This is a genomic window from Bradyrhizobium sp. AZCC 1588, assembly GCF_036924735.1.
GTDB lineage: Bacteria > Pseudomonadota > Alphaproteobacteria > Rhizobiales > Xanthobacteraceae > Bradyrhizobium.
Map to the genome: position 1 here is coordinate 6,486,703 of NZ_JAZHSC010000001.1, position 20,693 is coordinate 6,507,395.

Below are 20,693 nucleotides of genomic sequence, written 5' to 3' on the forward strand. Positions count from 1 at the left end.
GTGGGCGTTTATCCGGTCACGATCGATTCGGCCGGAGGCGCTTCCGTCACCTTCGGCGCGCGTTCGCCACCGGTCTGGACCACCGGCAATTGCAGCACGGTCGCGCGCTGGCCTTCGCAAAGCTGCGTCACCAGCACATGGCTTCCGTCGGGAAATTCGATCGCGTCATGGTGACGGTCGGATATATGGGGGTCGATTTGATTGAACTTGCCGACCCGCCAGTCGGTGGTTCGAGTCCAGATCCACCGGTTGTCGTATTTGACGTCCTCAGCGAACGCCAGTTCGGTGCCGGGAAGCATGCAGACCGCCACTGCAGGCTCGCGTTCCGACGCAAAGCCGCGGGTCGATGTACCGCGGAATGTCGTCGTGATCAGCGTCTCGCCGACCTCGGCAGGCCGCGTAGCCACAGCATGCAGGCTATAGTCACACATCGGATGGCTCCCTCGTTTGAGATAGCTGACCCGTGTCTAGAAGGAGGCACAGGCCTCTATCAGAGTGGACATGGCGCAGAGCCTTTTCTCTGTTCTGGGCAATTCTGCGACTGGCGCACTGCGCCACATTCACAAACGCGCTAACGTGCCTTAGTTCCACACGTGCAACAAAAAACCCCGGCCACGGGCCGGGGCTCTTTTCCGTCACGGCCCGGACGGCATAATGGGTCAGTATTTGCGGTACAGCCCGATCAGCTTGCCCTGAATCCGGACCCGGTTCGGCGGCAGGATGCGGACTTCATAAGCGGTGTTGGCAGGCTCGAGCGCAATCGAGGCGCCGCGGCGGCGGAAGCGCTTCAGCGTCGCTTCCTCCTCGTCGATCAGCGCCACGACGATGTCGCCGGTGTCGGCGGTTTCGTTGCGTTGGATCAGCGCCATGTCGCCGTCGAGAATGCCGGCGTCCACCATGGAATCGCCGCGCACTTCGAGCGCGTAATGTTCACCGGAGCCGAGCATGTCAGGCGGTACGCTGATGGTGTGGCTGCGGGTCTGCAGCGCCTCGATCGGCGTACCGGCGGCAATCCGGCCCATGACAGGCACGGCGACCGGGCGATTGCCGTCGTCCTCGGCGGCCGGCGCGCTCACCGTGCGCTTGCCGAGCGTGCCCTCGATAACGCTCGGCGTGAAGCCGCGGCGGCTGTTGGCGGCGGCTGCGAGCTCAGGCAGCTTGATGACTTCGATGGCGCGGGCGCGGTTGGGCAGGCGACGGATGAAGCCGCGCTCCTCCAATGCCGTGATGAGGCGGTGGATTCCGGATTTCGAGCGCAGATCGAGCGCGTCCTTCATCTCGTCGAAGGAGGGCGGCACGCCGGCCTCTTTCAGCCGTTCATTGATGAAACGCAGAAGTTCGTACTGTTTGCGCGTAAGCATCGCGAGCAATCCCCCGGTTGGCGTCGTCTCGTTCCGAATCTTCAGAGCCCAGATCGTGGAGTCCCCAAACTCTCAATCAAAGACACTAGCAGTCGAAACAAATCATGAACGGACACTATATGTTCGATATGTGTTCCGCAACCACTTAATTTCAGGTGAACGCATTGCGGTTCCGGCCCAAAGTGCTGTCGGAGCGCGGTTCAGGCGTCATTCCGGCAGCCGGAGCAGCTCGCAAGGCGAGCCCTTTGCGGCAGCCGGCGCGAACGGCGGACGTATCACAAGTGCCCGTGCCGCAGCGAGATTCCCTGATAGCGACGAGTCCTGATGGTTCACCGGCACGGCGACCAGCGTGCCGTCGTCGCGCGTTTCGAGGTAGGCGCGAAGATAGTCTTCGCGCTGGTCGTTGGCGGCGAGATCGCGGCCGAGCAGGGCGCTTTCGCGCGGGTGATGGATGGTATCGCGGCCCGATAGAGCGCGAATCAGCGGCACCAGGAACAGGAAGCCGCAGACATAGGAGGAAACGGGATTGCCGGGCAGGCCGATCACCCGCATCGCCTCCAGCCTGCCATGCATCATCGGCTTGCCCGGCCGCATCGCGATCCGCCAGAACGCGATGGCGACGGCCTCGGCCTCCAGCGACCGCTTGACGAGGTCGTGGTCGCCGACCGAAGCGCCGCCCATGGTGATCAGGATGTCGGCATCGGCCTTGCGGGCACGGCGGATGCCTTCCGTGGTCGCGGCGACGGTGTCGGCGGCGATTCCGAGGTCAATGATTTCTGCCCCTTCGGCTCGCGCCAGCGCCCGCAAGCTGTAGCCGTTGGAATAGACGATCTGGCCGGGGCTGGGGCTTGCGCCCGGCATCACCAGTTCGTCGCCGGTCGCCAGCATCGCAACTTTCGGGCGACGGTGCACTGCAAGCTCCGGGTAGTTCATGCCGGCGGCGAGTGAGAGGTCGCGGTCGGTGAGGCGGCGCCCGCGTTTGAGGAGGACGTCGCCTTCGCGGAAATCAACGCCCGCGGCGCGGATATGCCGCCCCGGAACGGCAGCTTCCGTGATGGTGATATGATCGCCTTCGACGCCAGTGTCTTCCTGGATGATGACGGCGTCGGCGCCATCGGGGATCACGCCGCCGGTAAAGATCCGCACCGCCTCGCCCGGGCCGACCTTCCGCTCGAACGGACGGCCGGCGGCGACCTCGCCGATCACCTTCAGCCGTGCGCTGACATCGGCGGCGTCAGCCGCGCGCACCGCATAGCCGTCCATCGCCGACATCGCCTGCGGCGGCTGTGTCCGCCGCGCGGCGACGTCGCGTGCGAGAATGCGGTGATACGCGTCATCGAGCGCCGCCATTTCTTCGGGCAGCGCCTCTGCACCGGCAAGAATCGCGGCAAGCGCATCGGCAACCGGCATCAACGCCACGGGCAGACCTCCTTCAAATTCCAAGTGCGGTCAGTGCCCTCGCCACGTCATCCGTCGATGTCACGTGGATGGCAGAAAGGCCGCGCGCCCGCGCACCTTCGATATTGGCAGCCGAGTCGTCGAAGAACAGGATCCGCGACGCCGGCACGCCGATCGCTTTTACCACATGATCATAGGCTTCGGCGTCGGGTTTGCGCAAACCGATGCTGGAGGACAGGAATATCTCGCGGAAATGGCCGAGCACATCCGCATAGGCCTGCGAAAAATGCGTGACATGGGCCGGATTGGTGTTGGAAAAAGCATAGAGCGGCAGGCGTTTTGCTGCACGCGCCAGGAGCGGCGAAATTCCGGGCATCTCGCCGGTGAAGATCGCGTTCCAGCCTTCCAGGAACTGCGCGTCGGTGATGCCGATGCCGAGCGACTGGCGCAGGCCCGCAAAGAACGCCGCATCGTCGATCCGGCCGGTCTCGTGGTGCTTGAAACTGTCGTCCATCACAAAGCGTCCGGCGAGATCGGCAGGCGGGCAGCCCGCATGCCCTGCCCAGCACGTCATTACCTCTTCGAAACTGATGTCGAGCACGACACGGCCGAGGTCGAACAGCAAGGCATCGACGGAATGGGGCACTGGCGGCGAATTCATGGCAGTCGTTTACAAAACCGGACCGGCCTCGGCAACGGCCACGGTGATTTGCGTCGCAGCCCAATCCGGCGCTTAAGCCCGTACGCCGGCTGTGCTAAGGCTTGGGACCAATTTCAGGGAGTAGTCGCATGCAAGTTGTTGGCAGAATCCTGGGCGCTGTCGCCGTGATCGCTTTTTTGGCCGGATCCGCCGCCGCCCAGCAAGGTCCCGCCAGATATGGCGAGGAGGACAAGCCCAAGACGCCCTCGCAAATCGCGGCCGAGAAGGACGCCGAGCGGGCCTACCGGAGATCGCTCGGCAACATCCCCGAGCAGCAGAAGAATTCGGACCCCTGGGGGACGATGCGCGGCGACAGCACACCGCCGAAAGCGGCGGCCAAGGCGCCGGCAGCGAAGTCAAAGGCCAAATCCGCCGAAGGCGCCGCAAAGTAGAAGATGCCGGCTAGCCCGGGCACGATGAACTCGCCATCTAACGTGATGATTTCATTCACACTCTGAAAGCGACCGTATTGCCCCGGGTCGGCGTGCCTTGATCCGACCAAAAAGCCATTGTGAGTTGGCGGGGCTGGGACAGGGGCGCCGATTCACAGGGATGGTGTGGGCGTCCGTAGAGATAGAGGGACGCCCCACGATGCGCAGGAATTTTGCCTTTCTTCTCGGCACGGTGACGGGTGCGTGTCTGACCGCTCTCGTGATCGGACCTCAAGGGGCGCATCTGGTGGCGGCGGCAAAGGCCGCGGCCCGTTCCGACACCTACACCCAGCTCAATCTGTTCGGCAATGTGTTCGAGCGGATCAAGACCAGCTATGTCGAGAAGCCCGACGATTCCAAGCTGATGGAAGGCGCCATCAACGGCATGATTTCAGCGCTCGATCCTCATTCGCGGTACATGAATGAGAAGGGCTGGAGCGACATGCAGGAGACCACCCATGGCGAGTTCGGTGGGCTCGGCATCGAGGTGACGATGGAAGATGGCCTCGTCAAGGTGGTGACGCCGATCGACGATACGCCCGCGGCCAGGGCCGGCATGCTGTCAGGCGACGTGATCACCCAGATCGACGACGAGGTCATCCAGGGCATGACCCTCGAACAGGCGGTAGGCCGGATGAAGGGCCCCGCCAACAGCAAGATCCGCCTCAAGGTCGTGCGCAAGGGGGCCGCCGCGCCGATCGACGTCGCCATCGTGCGCGAGATCATCCGGGTGCGGCCGGTCCGCTTCAAGGCCGACGGCGGCGACATCGGTTACATCAGGATCACCCGCTTCAACGAGCAGACCACCGACGGCTTGAAGAAGGCGATCGCCAGCATCTCGAAGGAAATTCCGCCGGAAAAACTCGCGGGCTACGTGATCGATCTCCGCAACAATCCCGGCGGGTTGCTCGACCAGGCGGTGTCGGTGTCGAGCACCTTCATGAACCGGGGCGAGGTGGTCTCGACGCGTGGCCGCACTTCGGAGGAAACCCAGCGCTTCACCGCGCGCGGCGGCGACATCACCAAGGGCAAGCCGCTGGTCGTGCTGATCAACGGCGGCTCGGCTTCGGCGTCCGAAATCGTGGCCGGCGCGCTGCGCGACCACAAGCGCGCCACGCTGATCGGCACGCGCACTTTCGGCAAGGGCTCGGTGCAGACCATCATTCCGCTCGGGCAGGGCAACGGCGCGCTGGCGCTGACCACGGCGCGCTACTTCACGCCATCGGGCCGCTCGATCCAGGCCCAGGGCATCGCGCCCGACGTCGAGGTGCTGCAGGATGTGCCCGATGAACTCAAGGGCCGCGCCGAGCTGAAAGGCGAAGCCTCGATGCGCGGCCACCTCGCCGCCGACGGCGCCGAGCAGACCGGCTCGCAAGCCTACGTCCCGCCGAACGAAAAGGACGACAAGGCGCTCAACGCCGCGTTCAACCTGCTGCGCGGCGGCACCGTGAATGCAAATGCAGTCACGGCCGCGAAACGGGCGGTGCCGAATTAAGCGAAGGCTGCGCCGAGCGGATTGAAGCGTGAAGTTGGGGCAAGATGCCCGCTACGTCATTGCGAGGAGCGAAGCGACGAAGCAATCCATTCCTTTCTTCGCTCGGTGCGATGGATTGCTCCGCGACATCCGGGACTTCGGTTGTTCCCGCCACTTGTGCTGCTGAATCACGCGATCAACCAGCCAAAAGCACGGCGCAGGTATGCTCGGGCATCCTGCTCTATTGGTGTTCCGTGGGCCATCAGCACCTTCTCGGCGGGCCATGCGAGAATGTGTTGCAGGGAGTCTCGCGCGACGCGGCGGTTGGCAAACGCGAAGCGAAACTTGCGCGGCACAGACGGCTCAGGCCCCGTCATCAGGTCCAGTTTCGCTACGATAGCTCGCCAGCCGGAGAGCCGGTCGGCAGGGATCTGCTGGATCAGATCGGTAAAGAGCACGGTGCCGCTCTTGAAATGAAAGAATACGGCCTCCGTAGTGATCAGGTTGCCGTGCATCAGAACCTGATCGATCTCCCCGATCCAATCCGCGCTGGGCACGCTTCCGAGATCAGCGTCAAATATTATGTCCTCGCGTTTCCTTCGCAATCCGGGCGGGGCGTAGACCTTGGCGCTGGGGTAGGCGTGCTTCCACTCTTGAAGAAACAAGTGATGAAGTGAATTTGGCGCAACGATGTGCCGTACTCGACCGATAGCATCCACTTCTGCGCGCAGGCCATCCGTGAGATGTATCGGTGACCAGATGAATAGGCCGCCGTCTGATAGACCGATTGCGGCCATCCGAGTGGGGTAATGAAATCCAGCTACTGCAACGTCCGGTCCGTCCGCAGTCCAGATCTTCTGACCGAATTCCTTCAACATAACCGATCTAACTCAATTATAGCGACCCGGATCAAGATCCCCGTTTTAGCCAGGCGACGAAAAGGCATCGTCAAGGCGCGGGTGGCGATCCGCAAACGACACCACTTTTTTGAAACTCTCATCTCCACTCGCTCGTAGTTCGCGTTGAAGACCATGCGCGTTCGAATGGAGCAGTCATGTCGAGAAGATGGATTTTGCCGGCCCTGATCCTGTCGGTTTGTTCGAGCGGAGCCCTGCAGGCCAATCCGCTGGATTCACCTGGCGTCGTTTATATCGACGGGCTGCCGTGCAATCGCGCGTGCCAGTCCTACATGGCCTGGTCTGATCAGGCATTATCTGCCCGGCACCGCGCGGTTCGCGAGACTGATGTTGTGGTGCCGGCTGAGGCCGAAGCCGCAAGACACGCCAGTCCCGCTCGCGTGACGAGGCAGGGCGCACCCGTTTCCCGCACCGCGCCGCGCGGCAGCAAGGCGGCGTCCAGCACGAGGCCGTCGAACGCCAAAAAGGCCGCCGCTCCCGCTCTCGCAGCAGCCAGGAAGAACATTCCGGCGGCCACGGCGTCAGTGGCTCGCGAAAAGACCGTCGCGGGTGGGCAGCCGCCGGAGCGCCAATTGGAAATCCCTGATAGCCCCGAGCCCGGTAAGGCAGCCGCCGTCGCTGCGTCGCAGCCTGCGGAGACTCCCAAGCCTGAGGTGGAGGCTCCCAAGCCGGAGGAGAAGTCGGAGGTCAAATCCGAGGTCACCCTGCCGCCGCCGGCCACGCTTGAGATCGCCGCGACGCCTGCCACACCCGAGGCGACTGCGTTGCCTCCCTCGGTCGGCGTTGCTCCCGCTCCGGCCTCTCGAACCATACAGCAGCAGCTTGTGGAAGCGACGGGATTGGCCGATCTCGTCACGGCGATCGGGACAGGGAGGGAAGCGGCCAACAAATCCGACAATCCGGAAGCAGCGCCAGCCGACGTGAGCGATACCGACAAAGCGGCATACGTAGCGCCAGACGACCCGGATCTGGTCGCGCTTGTGCTGGCACGTCCGGAGATCAATTCGTTGTCCGACCTGAACAACAAGAGCATTGCGATCGAGGAGAAACAGTCCGCATCGAGCGGACGCGTCAGCGCCGCGTTCATGGCGGCGGGAGCCGCAGAAGTTCAGTTCAGCGAAGGACAACGAGGGGCGATCGACCGGCTGATCAGCGGCGAAGTCCCGGCCGCGGTCCTGACGCTGGCCTCGCGCGAAGCAGCAGAGGGGTTTCCCGACATCGAAGGCTTCAGGACTTTCCGGGTGCCGCTGTCGCTGAAGGCGCGGCTGTAGACGTCGTAGGGCGGGGGTACCACCGCGCCTGCCTGTCGGCCGAACTTGTGCAAATTTCTGAAAGGCCGATACATCCACAGCTTGCAAAAAATCTCGTGCACCTGCAATCTAGATTTGCGCCATCGTCATTGTGGAGCGTAGAATTGCTATTAGAAATTGATAGAACATTATTGCTGGATACGATCAAGACTCAGGACTTGCAAGACACGAGCGGTCAGGCGGCGATCAATCGTGAGCACCTTGCCGACGAGGCTTTGAAAGTTGTTCGGAATGGATTTGCCGATCTTGATCTGCGGCAAATAGAGATTCGCGGAAATCTCGCGCTATGCGTCCGCTCCAATCCCCACTTGGTGGCGCTTCGTTGCTTGAACAGGGTGATCAGACAGGCGATTGGGATTCAACCATCGGACAGAGACGCTGTCATTCGTCGCCTCAATACGGTCCTTAGCGAAGGCGTGCCACACCGGCTGTACAAATTTGATATAAAGCAATTCTTCGAGAGCATCGATGTCTTGGAGCTATTTGGTCAACTTTCGAATGAGCCGCGTATTCCGCGAAATGCAGTTCTGGTCCTAGAAAATTTTCTCTATGAATTGGTGAATCGGAACATCGTGGGACTTCCACGAGGCATTCAGCTCAGTGCTACACTGTCGGAATATGCCTTAAAGCGATTTGATCGGTTCGTCTCGCGGTTGCCCGAGGTCTACTACTATGCTCGCTATGTTGATGACATTGTCATAGTCACGGCCGCACGGGAAAGCAGAGCGGAATTCGAGCTCCTGCTAAGAAAGGCGCTTCCTCCTGGCCTCCGTTTCAATCGCAACAAGACGAAGTGCATCGACATCCCAGTACAGTCCCGATCAGATGGCTCAGGGATCGTCGGAGATTTTGATTACCTCGGTTACAATTTCTCAATTCACGAAACGAAGCGGGTAGATCAACGGTACTCGCGAGATGTCGACGTAACCATTGCGCCTAAGAAAATCCGTCGATTAAAGTCGCGTGTGTGTCGAGCCGTCGCCAGCTTTATTGTGGATGGTGACGCTGGACTTTTAGAGCGACGGCTGCAGTTGCTTACAGGTAACTATAACTTGCGAGACTTACCTAGTGGACGCCTTCGCAATGTTGGACTGTATTGCAACTATCGGCGGGCTAATTCCAACACCGGGTTGGTCGAATTGGATTCGTTCCTACGATCAATTTTTGTCGGGGAGCACAGCTCGCTAGCGCGCCGGCTTTCGTACAAGATGCCGTACCGCCAGCGCAGGTCTTTCTTGCGGTTCAGTTTTTCTAAGAGCTTTGCTAGCCGTGTATTTTACAATTTCCGTCCGAATGAATTGTCGCGACTTACGTTGTGTTGGCGCGATGCAACATAGATGGACTTTAAGGCGAGGGAATATCGATCGAAGCAACAGTTGGAGAGCGTTGCTGACCGATACCTCTCCGGACGACGTTCCTATAATATTTTCCAATGACGGGTTTCATGCAAACCTCCGTCGAACTCCCAAGACATCTGGTTTGAAGAGAATTGTAGACTCGATAGTCGCTAATAGCAGCGAACGATATACGGTTCCCTATCGATATCGTATTAGGCTCACGAATACTTCCAGTCGCCAAATCAGCTTGGCTCACCCCGCGGCACAGTTCCGTGCCTGCTTGTTCTATCAGAATTACGGACATCTGATCCCATATTTTTGCCGGCATGATGATGTCTCAATACGTCGCCCCACTAAAATAGGCAGTGCTTTTTTTTACTCGACCAAGGCCTCCGACAAAAAGAAGTACAAGGGCGCTGCAATTGATCTACTGCTCCATGATCAGTCGGTGAGGAACCCTGGGTCCTACTTCGCATACGCAAGGTACGACCGATTTTATAAGTTTTTTAGTTCTGACGAATTTGTACAATTAGAAAAAACCTATTCTGTGATGCGTCTCACGGACATATCGAAATGTTTTTCGTCCATCTATAGTCACACGATGGCTTGGGCTATCAAGGACGTGCAGCATGGAAAGGAAAATACCTCTGCTGTCTCGTTTGCCAATGAGTTCGACTCATTGATGCAATTTTCCAATTACAACGAAACGAATGGAATTCCCGTAGGTGCTGAGATATCTCGGCTATTTGCTGAAATTATTCTTCAATCGGTAGACGTCAGTCTCCTGCGACGCGCAGAAAAGTACGATTTGGTACAGGGGCAAGATTTCGAGGTGCGTCGATACATCGATGACTATGCCATCTTCGCTAATGATTTGGACGTTTTAGATGCGTTGCAGCGAGGACTTTCAGAATCCCTCCAACTGTTTAACCTCTATCTAAACGACGCCAAGACGTTGACGATCCATCGGCCTCTGCAAACAAGAAAGTCTCAGATCATTGCAGATGCCACTGTCGGACTAAATCGCTTTCGCGATCAGGTAAGCTTGGTTGACGCTGAAACTCGGTCGTGCGTTGCGGGCGCGATACGAAACCCCGATGCACTAACGCGAACGTTGGTCAATGATATGAAGGTCGCTTGTACCAACGCTGGTGCGGGATATGAAGACATTTCACCCTATGTAATTGGGTCGATTTGCACAACAATCGAAAGCTTGATCGGAGGGTTTAAGCTCGCTAAGCGATCCAAGCACTTCAGCAAGAGCGCTTATCTCTCGTCGTTCAATTCCCTACTAAGTTCTTTGTATTACTTTTTTACTGTTCATGCGACCGTCTCTTCTTCGTACCAGGTCGCTCGGGCGACGATCGTCTCCATACGATTCTTTAGGGAGCATCTGTTCGAGTTCTCGGGAGCGGTGCATGAGATTGTGCGAAGGCTAGTGCAATCGCTTTTTCATAATCCAGCGCTGCAAAATTTAGCAATGAGCGAGTATGTGCCCATTGAGAGCCTCAACGTTCTGTTGGCATCTAGTGAGCTTCCTCAAACTTATCGCATGAACATATTCGATATTTGCAGACGTATCCTTGAGGATGAGAGCGTTGACTACTTTTCGATTGTTACACTGCTTTTTTACAACGGCGATAGCGATACGGCGATCCGCGATGAGATTGAGGAGAAGTTGATCGTTGAATTCCTTCCAAATGCGCTACCGGCTAAGAATTCGCAGGATGCACATTTTATGCTCGACCTGATAGCGTGCCCTTACTTGACGAGGGAGTTCCGGAAGGCTGTTCTGACAGCGTTGTATAAGGGGCTTGGCATTTCCGTCGGCACCTACTTTTCTTTTGTTGTCATCGCCGAGATTGAGCAAAATCCCTGGTTCGTGAATTGGAAGCAGATTGATCTGCTCAACCATCTGCGTAAGAAGGAATTGCGGCCCGTTTACTAGGTGTGGTAATTCAATCTTGGGAGGGCCGTTCGAGATAGCTATTTACTTGGGGTGACCTGGGTAACTACGACGAGGCGACGACGTCCAACGTAATTAACCGGCGGCATAGCTTCTTACGGGTGGGCTTGGCCCACACACACTTGATGCGTGAGAATGGCTCTCTCACCTTCCATATGGCAGCACCAAATCGATGCGCCAGTGAACGGAATTCGATGAAGTAGAAGGGCGGCGGTAACAGTGCATTCATTGTCGGCTGGTACTTCCGTAGAAGAAGAGCGCACTGGTCGCCTAGTTAGGTATGCGCGTTCACGCGATTTTCCGTAACAACTTCAAGCTGATTTGCCCCGTCCAGTCCCACGCGAAAAAATAAACCGCTTCGCGCGAACCCCAAATCACGCTTACAAATCCCGCCATCCCGTTCCGAGAAGAGGGGCGTTGGCCATCGTCACGAACGTTGGGACGGGTTGCGGTGGACGCGGCAGCGTCGGGCGCGTGGATGTGGTCGCAGGGCGGTTATCCGTGAGTGAACACAGCGCGCAGGACGTACGGCGCTTAAACGCCTCCGCCAGAATTTTGGCCGGCAAGCACTTGGCTGGTTGAAGTCTCTGGCAGAGGAAGCTGCGTACGGCAAAACCGTGTGGTCCTGGCACCCGTGGCTGGTGTCAAGCCGGCGGAGGTTCTTCGAAACCCGACCGGGTTCGATGAATCGCTAATCTGTCGGTGATGGAGGCAAGAGGAATTCGTCTCCAGGGAGAGCACGGCATAAGCCGTAAACCCATCGCGCAGGGAATGCCGGGCTGCTCCGGCTGTACCTGTATGCTCGTGTGCGCATTTCTTAAGTGCATTTGCACACGAGACCGCGGGTGCAGCAAGCACCCGGCATTCCCTGCGCCCTCTCAGTTCTAGGGCGAAGCGATACAGTACAGCTCGGGCAAATCATGTTGCGAGAATGCGAACGTGTATCTCAGCGTCATTGCGAGCGGAGCGAAGCAATCCATTGTCACCCCGCGTGCGGAACGATGGATTGCTTCGCTCCGCTCGCAATGACGGTGGTAAGCAGTGTCGTACTACGCCGTCCGCGCAACCGGCTTGCGCTTAGGTGGCCGGCTCGGCGCCGCGTCGGGGCCTTGCCTGCGCTCCGACAACAGCGGCCTGATCTCCGCCGCCGGCTTCGGCGCGCTGAACAGGTAACCCTGCATTTCCGAACAGCCGAGTTCGCGCAGCAAGTCGCGCTGCTCTTCGGTCTCGACGCCTTCGGCCGTCGTCGTCATGTGGCGTTCGGCGGCGATGTTCACCACCGCCTCCACGATGCAGGACGAGCCTTCCGGCTCGGCGATATCGGTGATGAAGCAGCGGTCGATCTTGATCTTGTCGAACGGGAAACGCTGCAGATAGCTCAGCGAGGAATAGCCGGTGCCGAAATCGTCCAGCGCGATGCGAACCCCGATGGAGCGGAGGTCGTGCAGGATGGCGAGCGCGGCCTCGTCATCTCTGATCAGCACGGCTTCGGTGATCTCGAGCTCCAGCCGGCTCGCCGCGAGGCCCGATGCGGCGAGCGCCGCCATCACCTTCAGCGCCAGCGTGCCGCTCCTGAATTGAATCGGCGAGACGTTGACCGCGAGCCTGACATTGCTGGGCCAGGTCGCGGCCTCCTTGCAGGCCGCGGTCAGCACCCATTCGCCGAGTTGGTTGATCAGGCCGGTGTCCTCTGCGAGCGGCACGAACTCGGCGGGCGAAATCATGCCGCGCTGCGGATGGCGCCAGCGCACCAGCGCCTCGCAGCCGGTGATCGCGTTGGTCTGCAGGCTCAGACATGGCTGGTAGTAGACTTCGAAGCCGCCGTCGACGAGCGCCTGGCGCAGGTCCATTTCCAGGCTGCGGCGGGCGCGGACCTCGGCTTCCATGTCCGGTTCGAAGAAGCGATAGGTGCGGCGGCCGGCGGCCTTGGCGGCGTACATCGCCAGATCCGCGTTCTTCAGGATCTGGTCGATATCGGACCCGTCTTGCGGCGCCAGCGCAATGCCGATGCTGGCGTCGGTGGTGACCTGGTGGGCCAGGCATTGGTAGGGCGAGCGGATCGCCTCGAAGATGCGGCTGACGAGTTTCATCACGTCGTCGATATCATCGATCCCGGTCTGCACGATGGCGAACTCGTCGCCGCCGAGCCGGGCGACGAAATCGGATCTCTGCGAGCAAGCGGCGACGCTGGCCGCGACCGATTTCAGGAGCTCGTCGCCGATCATGTGGCCGAGCGAATCGTTGACGCTCTTGAATTCGTCGATGTCGATATAGAGCACCGCCAGTTGCTCGCCCGGCGCCACGTGGGACAATTCGCGCTTGAGCCGTTCGTGGAACAGGGTGCGGTTCGGCAGGTCGGTCAGCGCGTCGTAAAGGGCGAGGTGGGTGATGCGCTCCTCGGCGCGCCGCCGCTCGGTGATGTCTTCGTGCGTTGCCAGCCATCCGCCGTCGGCGACCGGCTCGTTGACGACCTGGATCGAGCGTCCGTCAGGGGTCGATATCACCATGGCGTTGCGGTGCGCGATGTCGCGCAGCACCATCTCGACGTAATGATCGATGTCGCCGACGAACGAGCCGGTCTCCTTGCGATGGGCGATCACCTCGCGGAAGCTGCAACCCGGCTTCACGACCTCGGCCGACAAGCCGTACATTTCGAGGTATCGCCTGTTGCAGATGATGAGCTGCTGCTTGGCATCGAACAGCAACAGGCCCTGCGTCATGTTGTTGACGGCGGTGTCGAGACGCTGCTTTTCCAGCGTCAGCCGCTGCTTCGATGCGCGGTGCTGATAGGAAAGCTTGCGGACGACGAGAAGCAGCAGGGCGGCGATCGCCAGCACGGAAAACCCGGTGACGGCGATCAGGATTCCGATCTGCTCGCGCCAGTCGGCCAACGCGGCCGATGTCGTCATCGATGCGATGATCACGATCGGGAAATTCGTCAGCGCGCGCGACGAGATCAGCCGGTCCTCGCCGTCGATCGGGCTGGTGAGGCGCGAGGTGCTGCGGGTCAGTTCGAAGACTTGCCGCTGGGCGACCGGACCGGTCCTGAAGTTCTTGCCGACCAGCTCCGCCACATGCGGATAGCGGGCCAGCAGCGTGCCGTCGCTGTGGTGCATGGCGATGGAGGCGCCGGGGCCGAGCGCTACGGTTGCAAAGAACTTTTCGAAATGGACGGGTTCGATGCCCCGGCCGATGACGCCGAGCAATTCGCCGTTCGGCCCGGTGATTTTGCGCGCGATCACGGTGGTCCAGGCGCCGGTGATGCGGCTGTAGACCGGCTCGACCAGCATCTCCGGCGATTGCGGGCCGGACCTGAATGTTCTGAAGAAAGCGCGGTCCGCCGAGTTGACCGGCGGCGGCGGCCAGGCGGCCGACGCATTGATCAGATTGCCTTCGGCGTCGAAGATGTTGATGCCGCCGACATAGGACAGCGCGTCGATCTTGGATTTCAGGATGAGATGGATGTCATGGCCGGACATCCGGCGCTTGTAGTTTTCGAGCGTGGCGATCCCGCTGGAACGCATGAACGCGATCAGGTCCTTCTGAACGACCTGAAAATCTTCGAGCTGCTGGTCGAAATGGCGGGCGAGCAGCAGCACGGTGTTTTCCAGCTCGCGTTCGCTATTGCGCAGCGCGCGCTCGCGGAAATTGCCGGCCATCATGGTCGCGCCGATCGCGATGGTGGCGATCAAAAGCGTGCCGCCCAGGATCAACCAGCGGATCGGGCCGCCGCGAAAGGCGAACGCGATCCTCAACGAATTGGTGCCGGTTGAAACCATGGAACGCGATCGCGGCCGGGAAATGAACTGCCGGAAGCGGCGTTCTCCCAAACCCGGCCCATAGATTCGATACCGCGCCGAGATGGAGTTGACGTTAGGAAGTCTGGTTAACGAATGGTTACCTCGGTGGCGAGTGTGGGCTGTGACAACCACAGGGGAGGGTCGGGTTCCGGCCATCCCCGGGCGTCCGGGTCGTCACGACGATAATCGCTGCAAGGATGTTGGCGGCAACGCCGGCCAGAATCGGCAGCGTATAGTCGTGGGTGAGATCGAACGCGAAGCCGGCAGCGCTGGGACCGATCAGGGTACCGAAGGCGACGCTGGTGTAGAGAATGCCGATGATGCCGCTGACGTTGCGGCCGCCGAAATAATCCATCACTACGGCCGGAAGCACGGCGACCCAGGCGCCGTAAATCATGCCGTAGACGAATGCAAAAATGGCAAGCGGCCAGAATGTCGTTGAGATCGTCCAGATCGCCAACGCGATCGCCATGCCCGCGAAGAGCAGGAGCAGGGCGGATTGGCGGCCGATATGGTCGGCGACACCACCGAGGAAAAATCGGCCGGCCGTGCTGCCGATGCCGATGATGCCGAGCAGCAGCACGGCGGATGTGGCCGGGACGCCGTGGTCCCCGGCATAGGGAACGAGATGCACGAACGGCACGAACAGGCCGAACGAGCAGATCAGGCAGGCGGCGTATAGCGAGATGAAGCGTCGCGACCGGATCGCCTCGCGCACCGACGCACCTTCGGCCCGAGTCAACATGGCTCCCTGCTGGAGTGGATCGCCATCGGGATTGAGGCCCCGGTCGCGCGGATCGTTCTCGAGGAGGAGCGCCATCCCCCCGCCGACAATCGCGGCGAATGCGCCGAGCGCAAGATAGGCGCCGCGCCATCCGAGCATCTCGATCAGGAACGTTGCCTGCGCCGGCATCACCAGCGTGCCAATCCCGATCCCGCTCACGGCGAGACCAGAGGCAAAGCCCCGCCGCCGCACGAACCAGCGCTGCACCGCGCCGACCGCCGGGACATAGGCGCAGCCGACGCCAAGTCCGACGCCAAGGCCGTAGGCTGCGTACACCTCGACCAGATTGCGCGCGGCACTTGCCGCGGCTAGCCCGAGGCCGATCAGCAGCATGCCCGCCAGCGCGAGACGGCGCGAGCCATAGCGGTCGGCGAGGGGACCGCTGACGATGCCGAGGCCGAAATAGAGAAAGCCGGCCAACGAAAATACCAGCGACACCGAACCGCGCGAGGCGCCGAAATCACGCTGCAACGAGTCGAGAAACGCGCTGAATGTATAGGCGCAGCCGAAGCCGACAAAGGTCACGGCAAAAGCGGCAGCCACCACAAACCAGCCGTAGAAGATGCGGGAATTGGGCAACGCTGACTGGACACTCAATGTTGCCTCCATGGGCTCAGCGACGGATGGCGGCGATGCCAGGATGTGGCCCTCTGGAATGCTGCGCCGGCGCGTACCAGCGTGGTTTCATCCAGATCGGCGGCCACAAGCTGAAACGCGATCGGCATTCCGGTTGCGGAAAAACCGCCGGGCAGCGTGATCGTGGGATGACCGGTCATGTTGAACGGGCAGGTGTATTCCTGCAATCTGGCGATCAGGTCCGGCCGCTCGCCGAGCGTCCGTATCATGGCGAGCGTCAAGGGTGGGAATGGGTGAACCGGAATGAGCAGCAGATCGATCGTCTCGAACAGCGATGCGATCCGGCCGCGCAATTCCAGCCGTCGCAGCAGGATTCTCTGGTAGTCGGACGCGGATAGCGCGCGGCCCGCCTCGATGACGGCGGCGAGGATCGGACCATATTCATCTTTGCGCGCGGGGTAGGTTGCATCGTGTGCGACCGCTGCCTCCACCGCGCAATTCGGAACCCAGTCGGCGACGGCCTGCTTCACGTCGGGAAACCGCACGTCGACAATGTCAGCGCCAAGCGCACGTAACGTCTTGATCGCCTCGCCCAGCACCTGTTGGGTCGTAACGTCTACGCCGTCGCTGCTCCACTTCGCGTCGAAGCCAATGCGAAGGTCTCTTACGTCCTGTTCCGCTGCAGCCAGATAATTGGGCACAGGGTCGAGGACGGCTGTCGGATCGGCATGATCGCGTCCGGCGATGATGCCAAGCATTGCGCCGGCATCCGTCGCGCTCCGGGCAATGATCCCGACATGGTCCAATGTCGCTGCCAATTCGAACACGCCGTGGCGGCTGACGCGTCCCCAGCTTGGCTTCAAGCCGGTGAGACCGTTGGCGGCGCATGGCCAGCGAATCGAACCGCCGGTATCGGACGCGATCGAGCCATAGCAGAGCCCCGCCGCAGTTGCGGCTGCCGAGCCACTTGAAGAAATGCCCGGCCAATAGTCTGGATTCCACGGATTCTTCGGCGGCGTTACAGATGGATGGTGATCGGAATAAGCCCCTTCCGTTAGTTGGTGCTTCCCCAGCACGACGGCGCCGGCCTCATTCAGGCGGTGCACCACAGTTGCGTCTTCATCCGGCAGGAAATCGCCGTGGACGAGGGTGCCGGCAGCGGTTGGAACATTCCTTGTCCAGAATAGATCCTTCACCGCAATCGGAACACCGTGCAGCGGTCCGCGATACCGGCCCGCTGCGATTTCGGCGTGCGCAGCTTCGGCTTGCGCCATCGCAGCATCGGCCATCACACGGACGTAGCTGCCGAGTTCGCCATCTAAAGCGGCGATGCGAGCGAGTTGCGCGCGCGTTGCTTCCACCGGAGAAATTTTGCGTGCCCTGATGCATGCCGCAAGCTCCGTGAGTTCAAGGTAGTGCAGATCGTCGGTGCCAATATCCATCCTGCCTCCGTCAACGATGCGGCGCCTGGAATCTCTGGCGAGGGACTGATCGCCAGCCAACATCCAACACCGCTATAAACGTTATACCGGTGTCTCTTGATGTCAACCGGTAAATATGCTTTACTGGTGTTGCAGTGTCGAAATTGTCCAGACAGTTCAAGGTTCCCGACGAGTTGGCCAATCTCTACGATTTCGCCAATACGCTCGACGTCAGGCATTTCACGCATCATGGCGTGCAGCATCCGCAAGGTGATGAACTGGCAAACGCTAGGGAATTCGCAGTGTGGATGCGGCAACGTGGGCTGTTGCTCGTCGATGCGAGGGTTTCGCCGGCGATGCTCGCAACCGCGCTTGAACTCAGGAGCTTGATCCGCGACTATCTGCAGCGTGATCCGTCTGAGCGAAGCAAAAACAGGGACTCGGTCCGCGCGCTGAACAAAGCGCTCAAACTGTTTCCGCTGCTCGCGACGGCAAGGGATGACGGCGGCATGGTGCTCAGGGCCGCGCGTGACGATGCGCTGGCAGGCCTCTCATCGGTCGTTGCGGAGCTCTACGACGGCTCCAGAAATGGAACGCTTGATCGGCTGAAAATGTGCGCTTCCGACGAATGCCGCCGCGTGTTCTTCGATCGTTCGAAGCCTGCCACCCGGCGATGGTGCATGTCGTCATTGTGCGGGAATCGCATGAAGACGAGGAATTATCGCGAGCGCCAGCGCAACGCTGAATAGGTCGTCTTGCGCGGATGGCTTCGCAAAAACTGCACGAAGCGCATTCTGTACCGCAATGGTCACAGGTAGTGACAATTGCGGGGTCGTCGCCGGTTCAGCGCTCCGCGCGATAATGGCCGGACTTGCCGCCGCTCTTCTCGACGAGATGGATGGCTTCGATGCGAACGCCGCGCTCGACCGCCTTGATCATGTCGTAGATCGTCAGGCACGCGACCGACACCGCCGTCAGCGCTTCCATCTCGACGCCCGTCGGGCCGGTGACCTTGACGGTGGCGCGGACGATGCACCCCGGAAGTTTTTTGTCAGGCGTGATGTCGAGCGTCACCTTGGACAGCGCCAGCGGATGGCACAGCGGGATCAATTCCGACGTGCGCTTTGCCGCCATGATGCCGGCGATGCGGGCCGTGCTCAGCACGTCGCCCTTCTTGGCATTGCCGGAGACGATCAGATCGAGCGTCGCCTTGGCCATGACGACACGCCCCTCGGCGATGGCGGTGCGCTCGGTCGCTGCCTTCGCAGAGACGTCAACCATCCGCGCTTCGCCGGCGGCATCGATATGGGTGAGGGCGGCGCCGCCTTTGGAAGCCTTCCGCGCCATCTGCTAGCCGGTCCCGGTGGGGCGGGCCGTATCGGAACGCGCCAGCAATGCGCGCGTTGCCGCGGTCACATCGGCCTGCCGCATCAGGCTTTCGCCGACCAGGAAGGTCGACATGCCGACGCGTTCGAGGCGGGCGAGATCATCAGGCGTAAAGATGCCGCTTTCGCCGACCATCAGGCGATCACGCGGGATCAGCGGCGCCAGCGCCTCGCTGGTCGCAAGCGTGGTCTCGAAGGTCCGTAAGTTACGGTTGTTGACGCCGATCATCGGCGAACGAAGTTTGAGCGCGCGGTCGAGCTCAGCGCGGTCGTGGATTTCGATCAGCACATCGATGCCGAGTGCAATCGCCGCGTCCTCGATATCCCTCGCGGCGGCATCGTCGAGCGCAGCCATGATGATCAGGATGCAATCCGCGCCATGGGCGCGGGCTTCCACCACCTGATAGGTGTCGAACAGGAAGTCCTTGCGCAGCACCGGCAGATTGGTTGCCGCGCGCGCCGCCACCATGAAATCGAGATGGCCCTGGAACGAGGGCTCGTCCGTCAGTACCGACAGGCACGCTGCGCCGCCGGCCTCGTAAGCCTTGGCCAGCGCCGGCGGATCGAAATCGGCGCGGATCAGCCCCTTGGACGGCGAGGCTTTCTTCACCTCGGCGATCAGCGCGTAGTCGCCACGGGCGAGTTTTTCCCTGACAGCGCGGACGAAGCCGCGCGGTGGCGGGGCCGCTTTGGCGCGAGCCTCGACCTCGGCAAGCGGATGCGCGCGCTTGGCCGCAGCGATCTCTTCGCGCTTGTAAGTCTCGATCTTGCTCAGGATATCGGACATTTCTTGCGCCCCTCGGATCAGCCGCGTGAGACCGCGATCAGGTGCTTCAACCGTGCCGCCGCCGCGCCGCTATCGAGCGATTTCGCGCCGATCGCGACGCCTTCCTTCAAGTCCCTGGCACGGCCGGCCACGATCAGCGCCGCCGCAGCGTTGAGGAGCGCGACGTCGCGATAGGGGCTGGGCTTGCCGTTGAGCACGCCTTGCAGCGCCAGCGCATTGGCGTCCGCATCACCACCCCTAAGCGCGTCGACATTGCAGCAGGTGAGGCCCGCCTCCTCCGGCGTCACCTCGAAGGTGGTGATCTTGCCGTTGTCGAGGCTGGCGACAAAGCTCGCACCCGTGAGGGTGATCTCGTCGAGCCCGTCGGAGCCGTGGACGACCCAGACGGATTCAGAGCCGAGGTTTTTCAAGACTTGCGCCAGCGGCTGCACCCAATGCCTGGAGAACACGCCGACCATCTGGCGCTTGACGCCGGCCGGATTGGAGAGCGGCCCGAGCAGATTGAAGATCGTGCGGGTGGCGAGCTCGACGCGGGTCGGGCCGACATTCTTCATCGCGGGGTGATGCGCAGGCGCGAACATGAAGCCGATGCCGGCCTCCTGCACACAGCGGCCGACCTGGTCGGGCGTGAGGTCGATCTTGACGCCGAGGGAGGCCAGCACGTCGGCAGCCCCCGAACGCGACGACAGCGCGCGGTTGCCATGCTTGGCGACGGGCACGCCGGCGCCTGCGACGATGAAGGCCGCGCAGGTCGAGACGTTGACCGAACCGGAGCCGTCGCCGCCGGTGCCGACGACGTCGACCGCGTCCGCAGGCGCCTTGACCCGCAGCATCTTGCTGCGCATCGCCGCCACCGCGCCGGTGATCTCGTCGACGGTCTCGCCGCGAACCCTGAGCGCCATCAACAGCCCGCCCATCTGCGAGGGCGTGGCCTCGCCGGACATCATGGCATCGAAGGCGGAGGCTGCCTCGTCACGCGACAGCGTCGCGCCGGTGGCTACTTTTCCGATGATAGATTTGAGGTCGTCCATCGCTTGGCTTTCAAA

At 61.0% G+C, this 20,693-nt stretch carries 17 protein-coding genes; 6 read left to right on the plus strand and 11 right to left on the minus strand.

What is annotated here, in order from left to right:
• Window positions 1-8: 8 nt before the first annotated feature.
• The 4 genes from V1277_RS30195 to V1277_RS30210 all read right to left on the minus strand — a co-directional run bounded on the left by V1277_RS30195 (window position 9) and on the right by V1277_RS30210 (window position 3,420).
• Window positions 9-431, minus strand: a complete 423-nt coding sequence (locus tag V1277_RS30195; RefSeq protein WP_065747201.1) for a hypothetical protein — start codon at window positions 429-431, stop codon at window positions 9-11.
• Window positions 432-659: 228 nt separating this feature from the next.
• The gene (gene lexA / locus V1277_RS30200; RefSeq protein WP_057843135.1) at window positions 660-1,361 is read right to left on the minus strand and encodes a transcriptional repressor LexA; all 702 of its coding nucleotides are present in this window, start codon (window positions 1,359-1,361) and stop codon (window positions 660-662) included.
• Window positions 1,362-1,568: 207 nt separating this feature from the next.
• Window positions 1,569-2,780 carry a molybdopterin molybdotransferase MoeA gene (locus V1277_RS30205; protein WP_334419390.1) on the minus strand — a complete coding sequence of 404 codons (1,212 nt, stop codon included), beginning with the start codon at window positions 2,778-2,780 and terminating at the stop codon, window positions 1,569-1,571.
• Window positions 2,781-2,793: 13 nt separating this feature from the next.
• Window positions 2,794-3,420: an HAD family hydrolase gene (locus tag V1277_RS30210; RefSeq protein WP_334419391.1), complete on the minus strand. Its 627-nt coding sequence runs from the start codon at window positions 3,418-3,420 to the stop codon at window positions 2,794-2,796.
• A 128-nt stretch (window positions 3,421-3,548) separates the two neighbouring features.
• Here V1277_RS30210 and V1277_RS30215 point away from each other — a divergent pair, with 128 nt between their 5' ends.
• Window positions 3,549-3,851, plus strand: coding sequence for a hypothetical protein (locus tag V1277_RS30215; protein ID WP_334375155.1), 303 nt, complete (start codon window positions 3,549-3,551; stop codon window positions 3,849-3,851).
• Between the two features lie 199 nt (window positions 3,852-4,050).
• Entirely contained in the window at window positions 4,051-5,385 is a 1,335-nt protein-coding gene (locus V1277_RS30220) for a S41 family peptidase (RefSeq protein WP_334419392.1), read from the plus strand.
• A 167-nt stretch (window positions 5,386-5,552) separates the two neighbouring features.
• On the opposite strand, the gene V1277_RS30225 is transcribed toward V1277_RS30220, so the two are convergent.
• Window positions 5,553-6,242 carry a DUF4336 domain-containing protein gene (locus tag V1277_RS30225; RefSeq protein ID WP_334419393.1) on the minus strand — a complete coding sequence of 230 codons (690 nt, stop codon included), beginning with the start codon at window positions 6,240-6,242 and terminating at the stop codon, window positions 5,553-5,555.
• A 176-nt stretch (window positions 6,243-6,418) separates the two neighbouring features.
• On the opposite strand from V1277_RS30225, the gene V1277_RS30230 reads away from it, so the two are divergent.
• The 3 genes from V1277_RS30230 to drt3b all read left to right on the plus strand — a co-directional run bounded on the left by V1277_RS30230 (window position 6,419) and on the right by drt3b (window position 10,876).
• The gene (locus V1277_RS30230; protein ID WP_334419394.1) at window positions 6,419-7,552 is read left to right on the plus strand and encodes a hypothetical protein; all 1,134 of its coding nucleotides are present in this window, start codon (window positions 6,419-6,421) and stop codon (window positions 7,550-7,552) included.
• A gap of 143 nt (window positions 7,553-7,695) precedes the next feature.
• A complete protein-coding gene (gene drt3a, locus V1277_RS30235; protein ID WP_334419395.1) occupies window positions 7,696-8,928 on the plus strand; it encodes an antiviral reverse transcriptase Drt3a in 1,233 nt (410 codons plus the stop codon).
• Window positions 8,918-10,876, plus strand: a complete 1,959-nt coding sequence (gene drt3b / locus V1277_RS30240; RefSeq protein ID WP_334419396.1) for an antiviral reverse transcriptase Drt3b — start codon at window positions 8,918-8,920, stop codon at window positions 10,874-10,876. The genes drt3a and drt3b overlap by 11 nt, the downstream gene beginning before the upstream one ends.
• Before the next feature lie 1,067 nt (window positions 10,877-11,943).
• On the opposite strand, the gene V1277_RS30245 is transcribed toward drt3b, so the two are convergent.
• From V1277_RS30245 to V1277_RS30255, 3 genes are all read right to left on the minus strand, one after another.
• Complete coding sequence (locus V1277_RS30245; protein ID WP_334419397.1) at window positions 11,944-14,673, minus strand: bifunctional diguanylate cyclase/phosphodiesterase; 2,730 nt, start codon at window positions 14,671-14,673, stop codon at window positions 11,944-11,946.
• A 118-nt stretch (window positions 14,674-14,791) separates the two neighbouring features.
• Complete coding sequence (locus tag V1277_RS30250; protein WP_334419398.1) at window positions 14,792-16,075, minus strand: MFS transporter; 1,284 nt, start codon at window positions 16,073-16,075, stop codon at window positions 14,792-14,794.
• Window positions 16,072-17,496: an amidase gene (locus V1277_RS30255; protein ID WP_334419399.1), complete on the minus strand. Its 1,425-nt coding sequence runs from the start codon at window positions 17,494-17,496 to the stop codon at window positions 16,072-16,074. Before V1277_RS30255 ends, V1277_RS30250 begins: the two co-directional genes overlap by 4 nt.
• 134 nt (window positions 17,497-17,630) lie before the next feature.
• Between V1277_RS30255 and V1277_RS30260 the strand changes: the two genes are divergently transcribed.
• Window positions 17,631-18,224: a CGNR zinc finger domain-containing protein gene (locus V1277_RS30260; RefSeq protein ID WP_334419400.1), complete on the plus strand. Its 594-nt coding sequence runs from the start codon at window positions 17,631-17,633 to the stop codon at window positions 18,222-18,224.
• A 94-nt stretch (window positions 18,225-18,318) separates the two neighbouring features.
• Here the strand turns inward: V1277_RS30260 and moaC are convergent, their stop codons facing one another.
• From moaC to trpD, 3 genes are read right to left on the minus strand one after another with little or no spacing between them, the layout of a single operon-like run.
• Window positions 18,319-18,822, minus strand: a complete 504-nt coding sequence (moaC, locus tag V1277_RS30265) for a cyclic pyranopterin monophosphate synthase MoaC (protein WP_334419401.1) — start codon at window positions 18,820-18,822, stop codon at window positions 18,319-18,321.
• A 3-nt stretch (window positions 18,823-18,825) separates the two neighbouring features.
• Entirely contained in the window at window positions 18,826-19,647 is an 822-nt protein-coding gene (gene trpC, locus V1277_RS30270) for an indole-3-glycerol phosphate synthase TrpC (RefSeq protein WP_334419402.1), read from the minus strand.
• A 17-nt stretch (window positions 19,648-19,664) separates the two neighbouring features.
• Window positions 19,665-20,678, minus strand: coding sequence for an anthranilate phosphoribosyltransferase (trpD, locus tag V1277_RS30275; RefSeq protein ID WP_334419403.1), 1,014 nt, complete (start codon window positions 20,676-20,678; stop codon window positions 19,665-19,667).
• Between the last annotated feature and the right edge of the window lie 15 nt (window positions 20,679-20,693).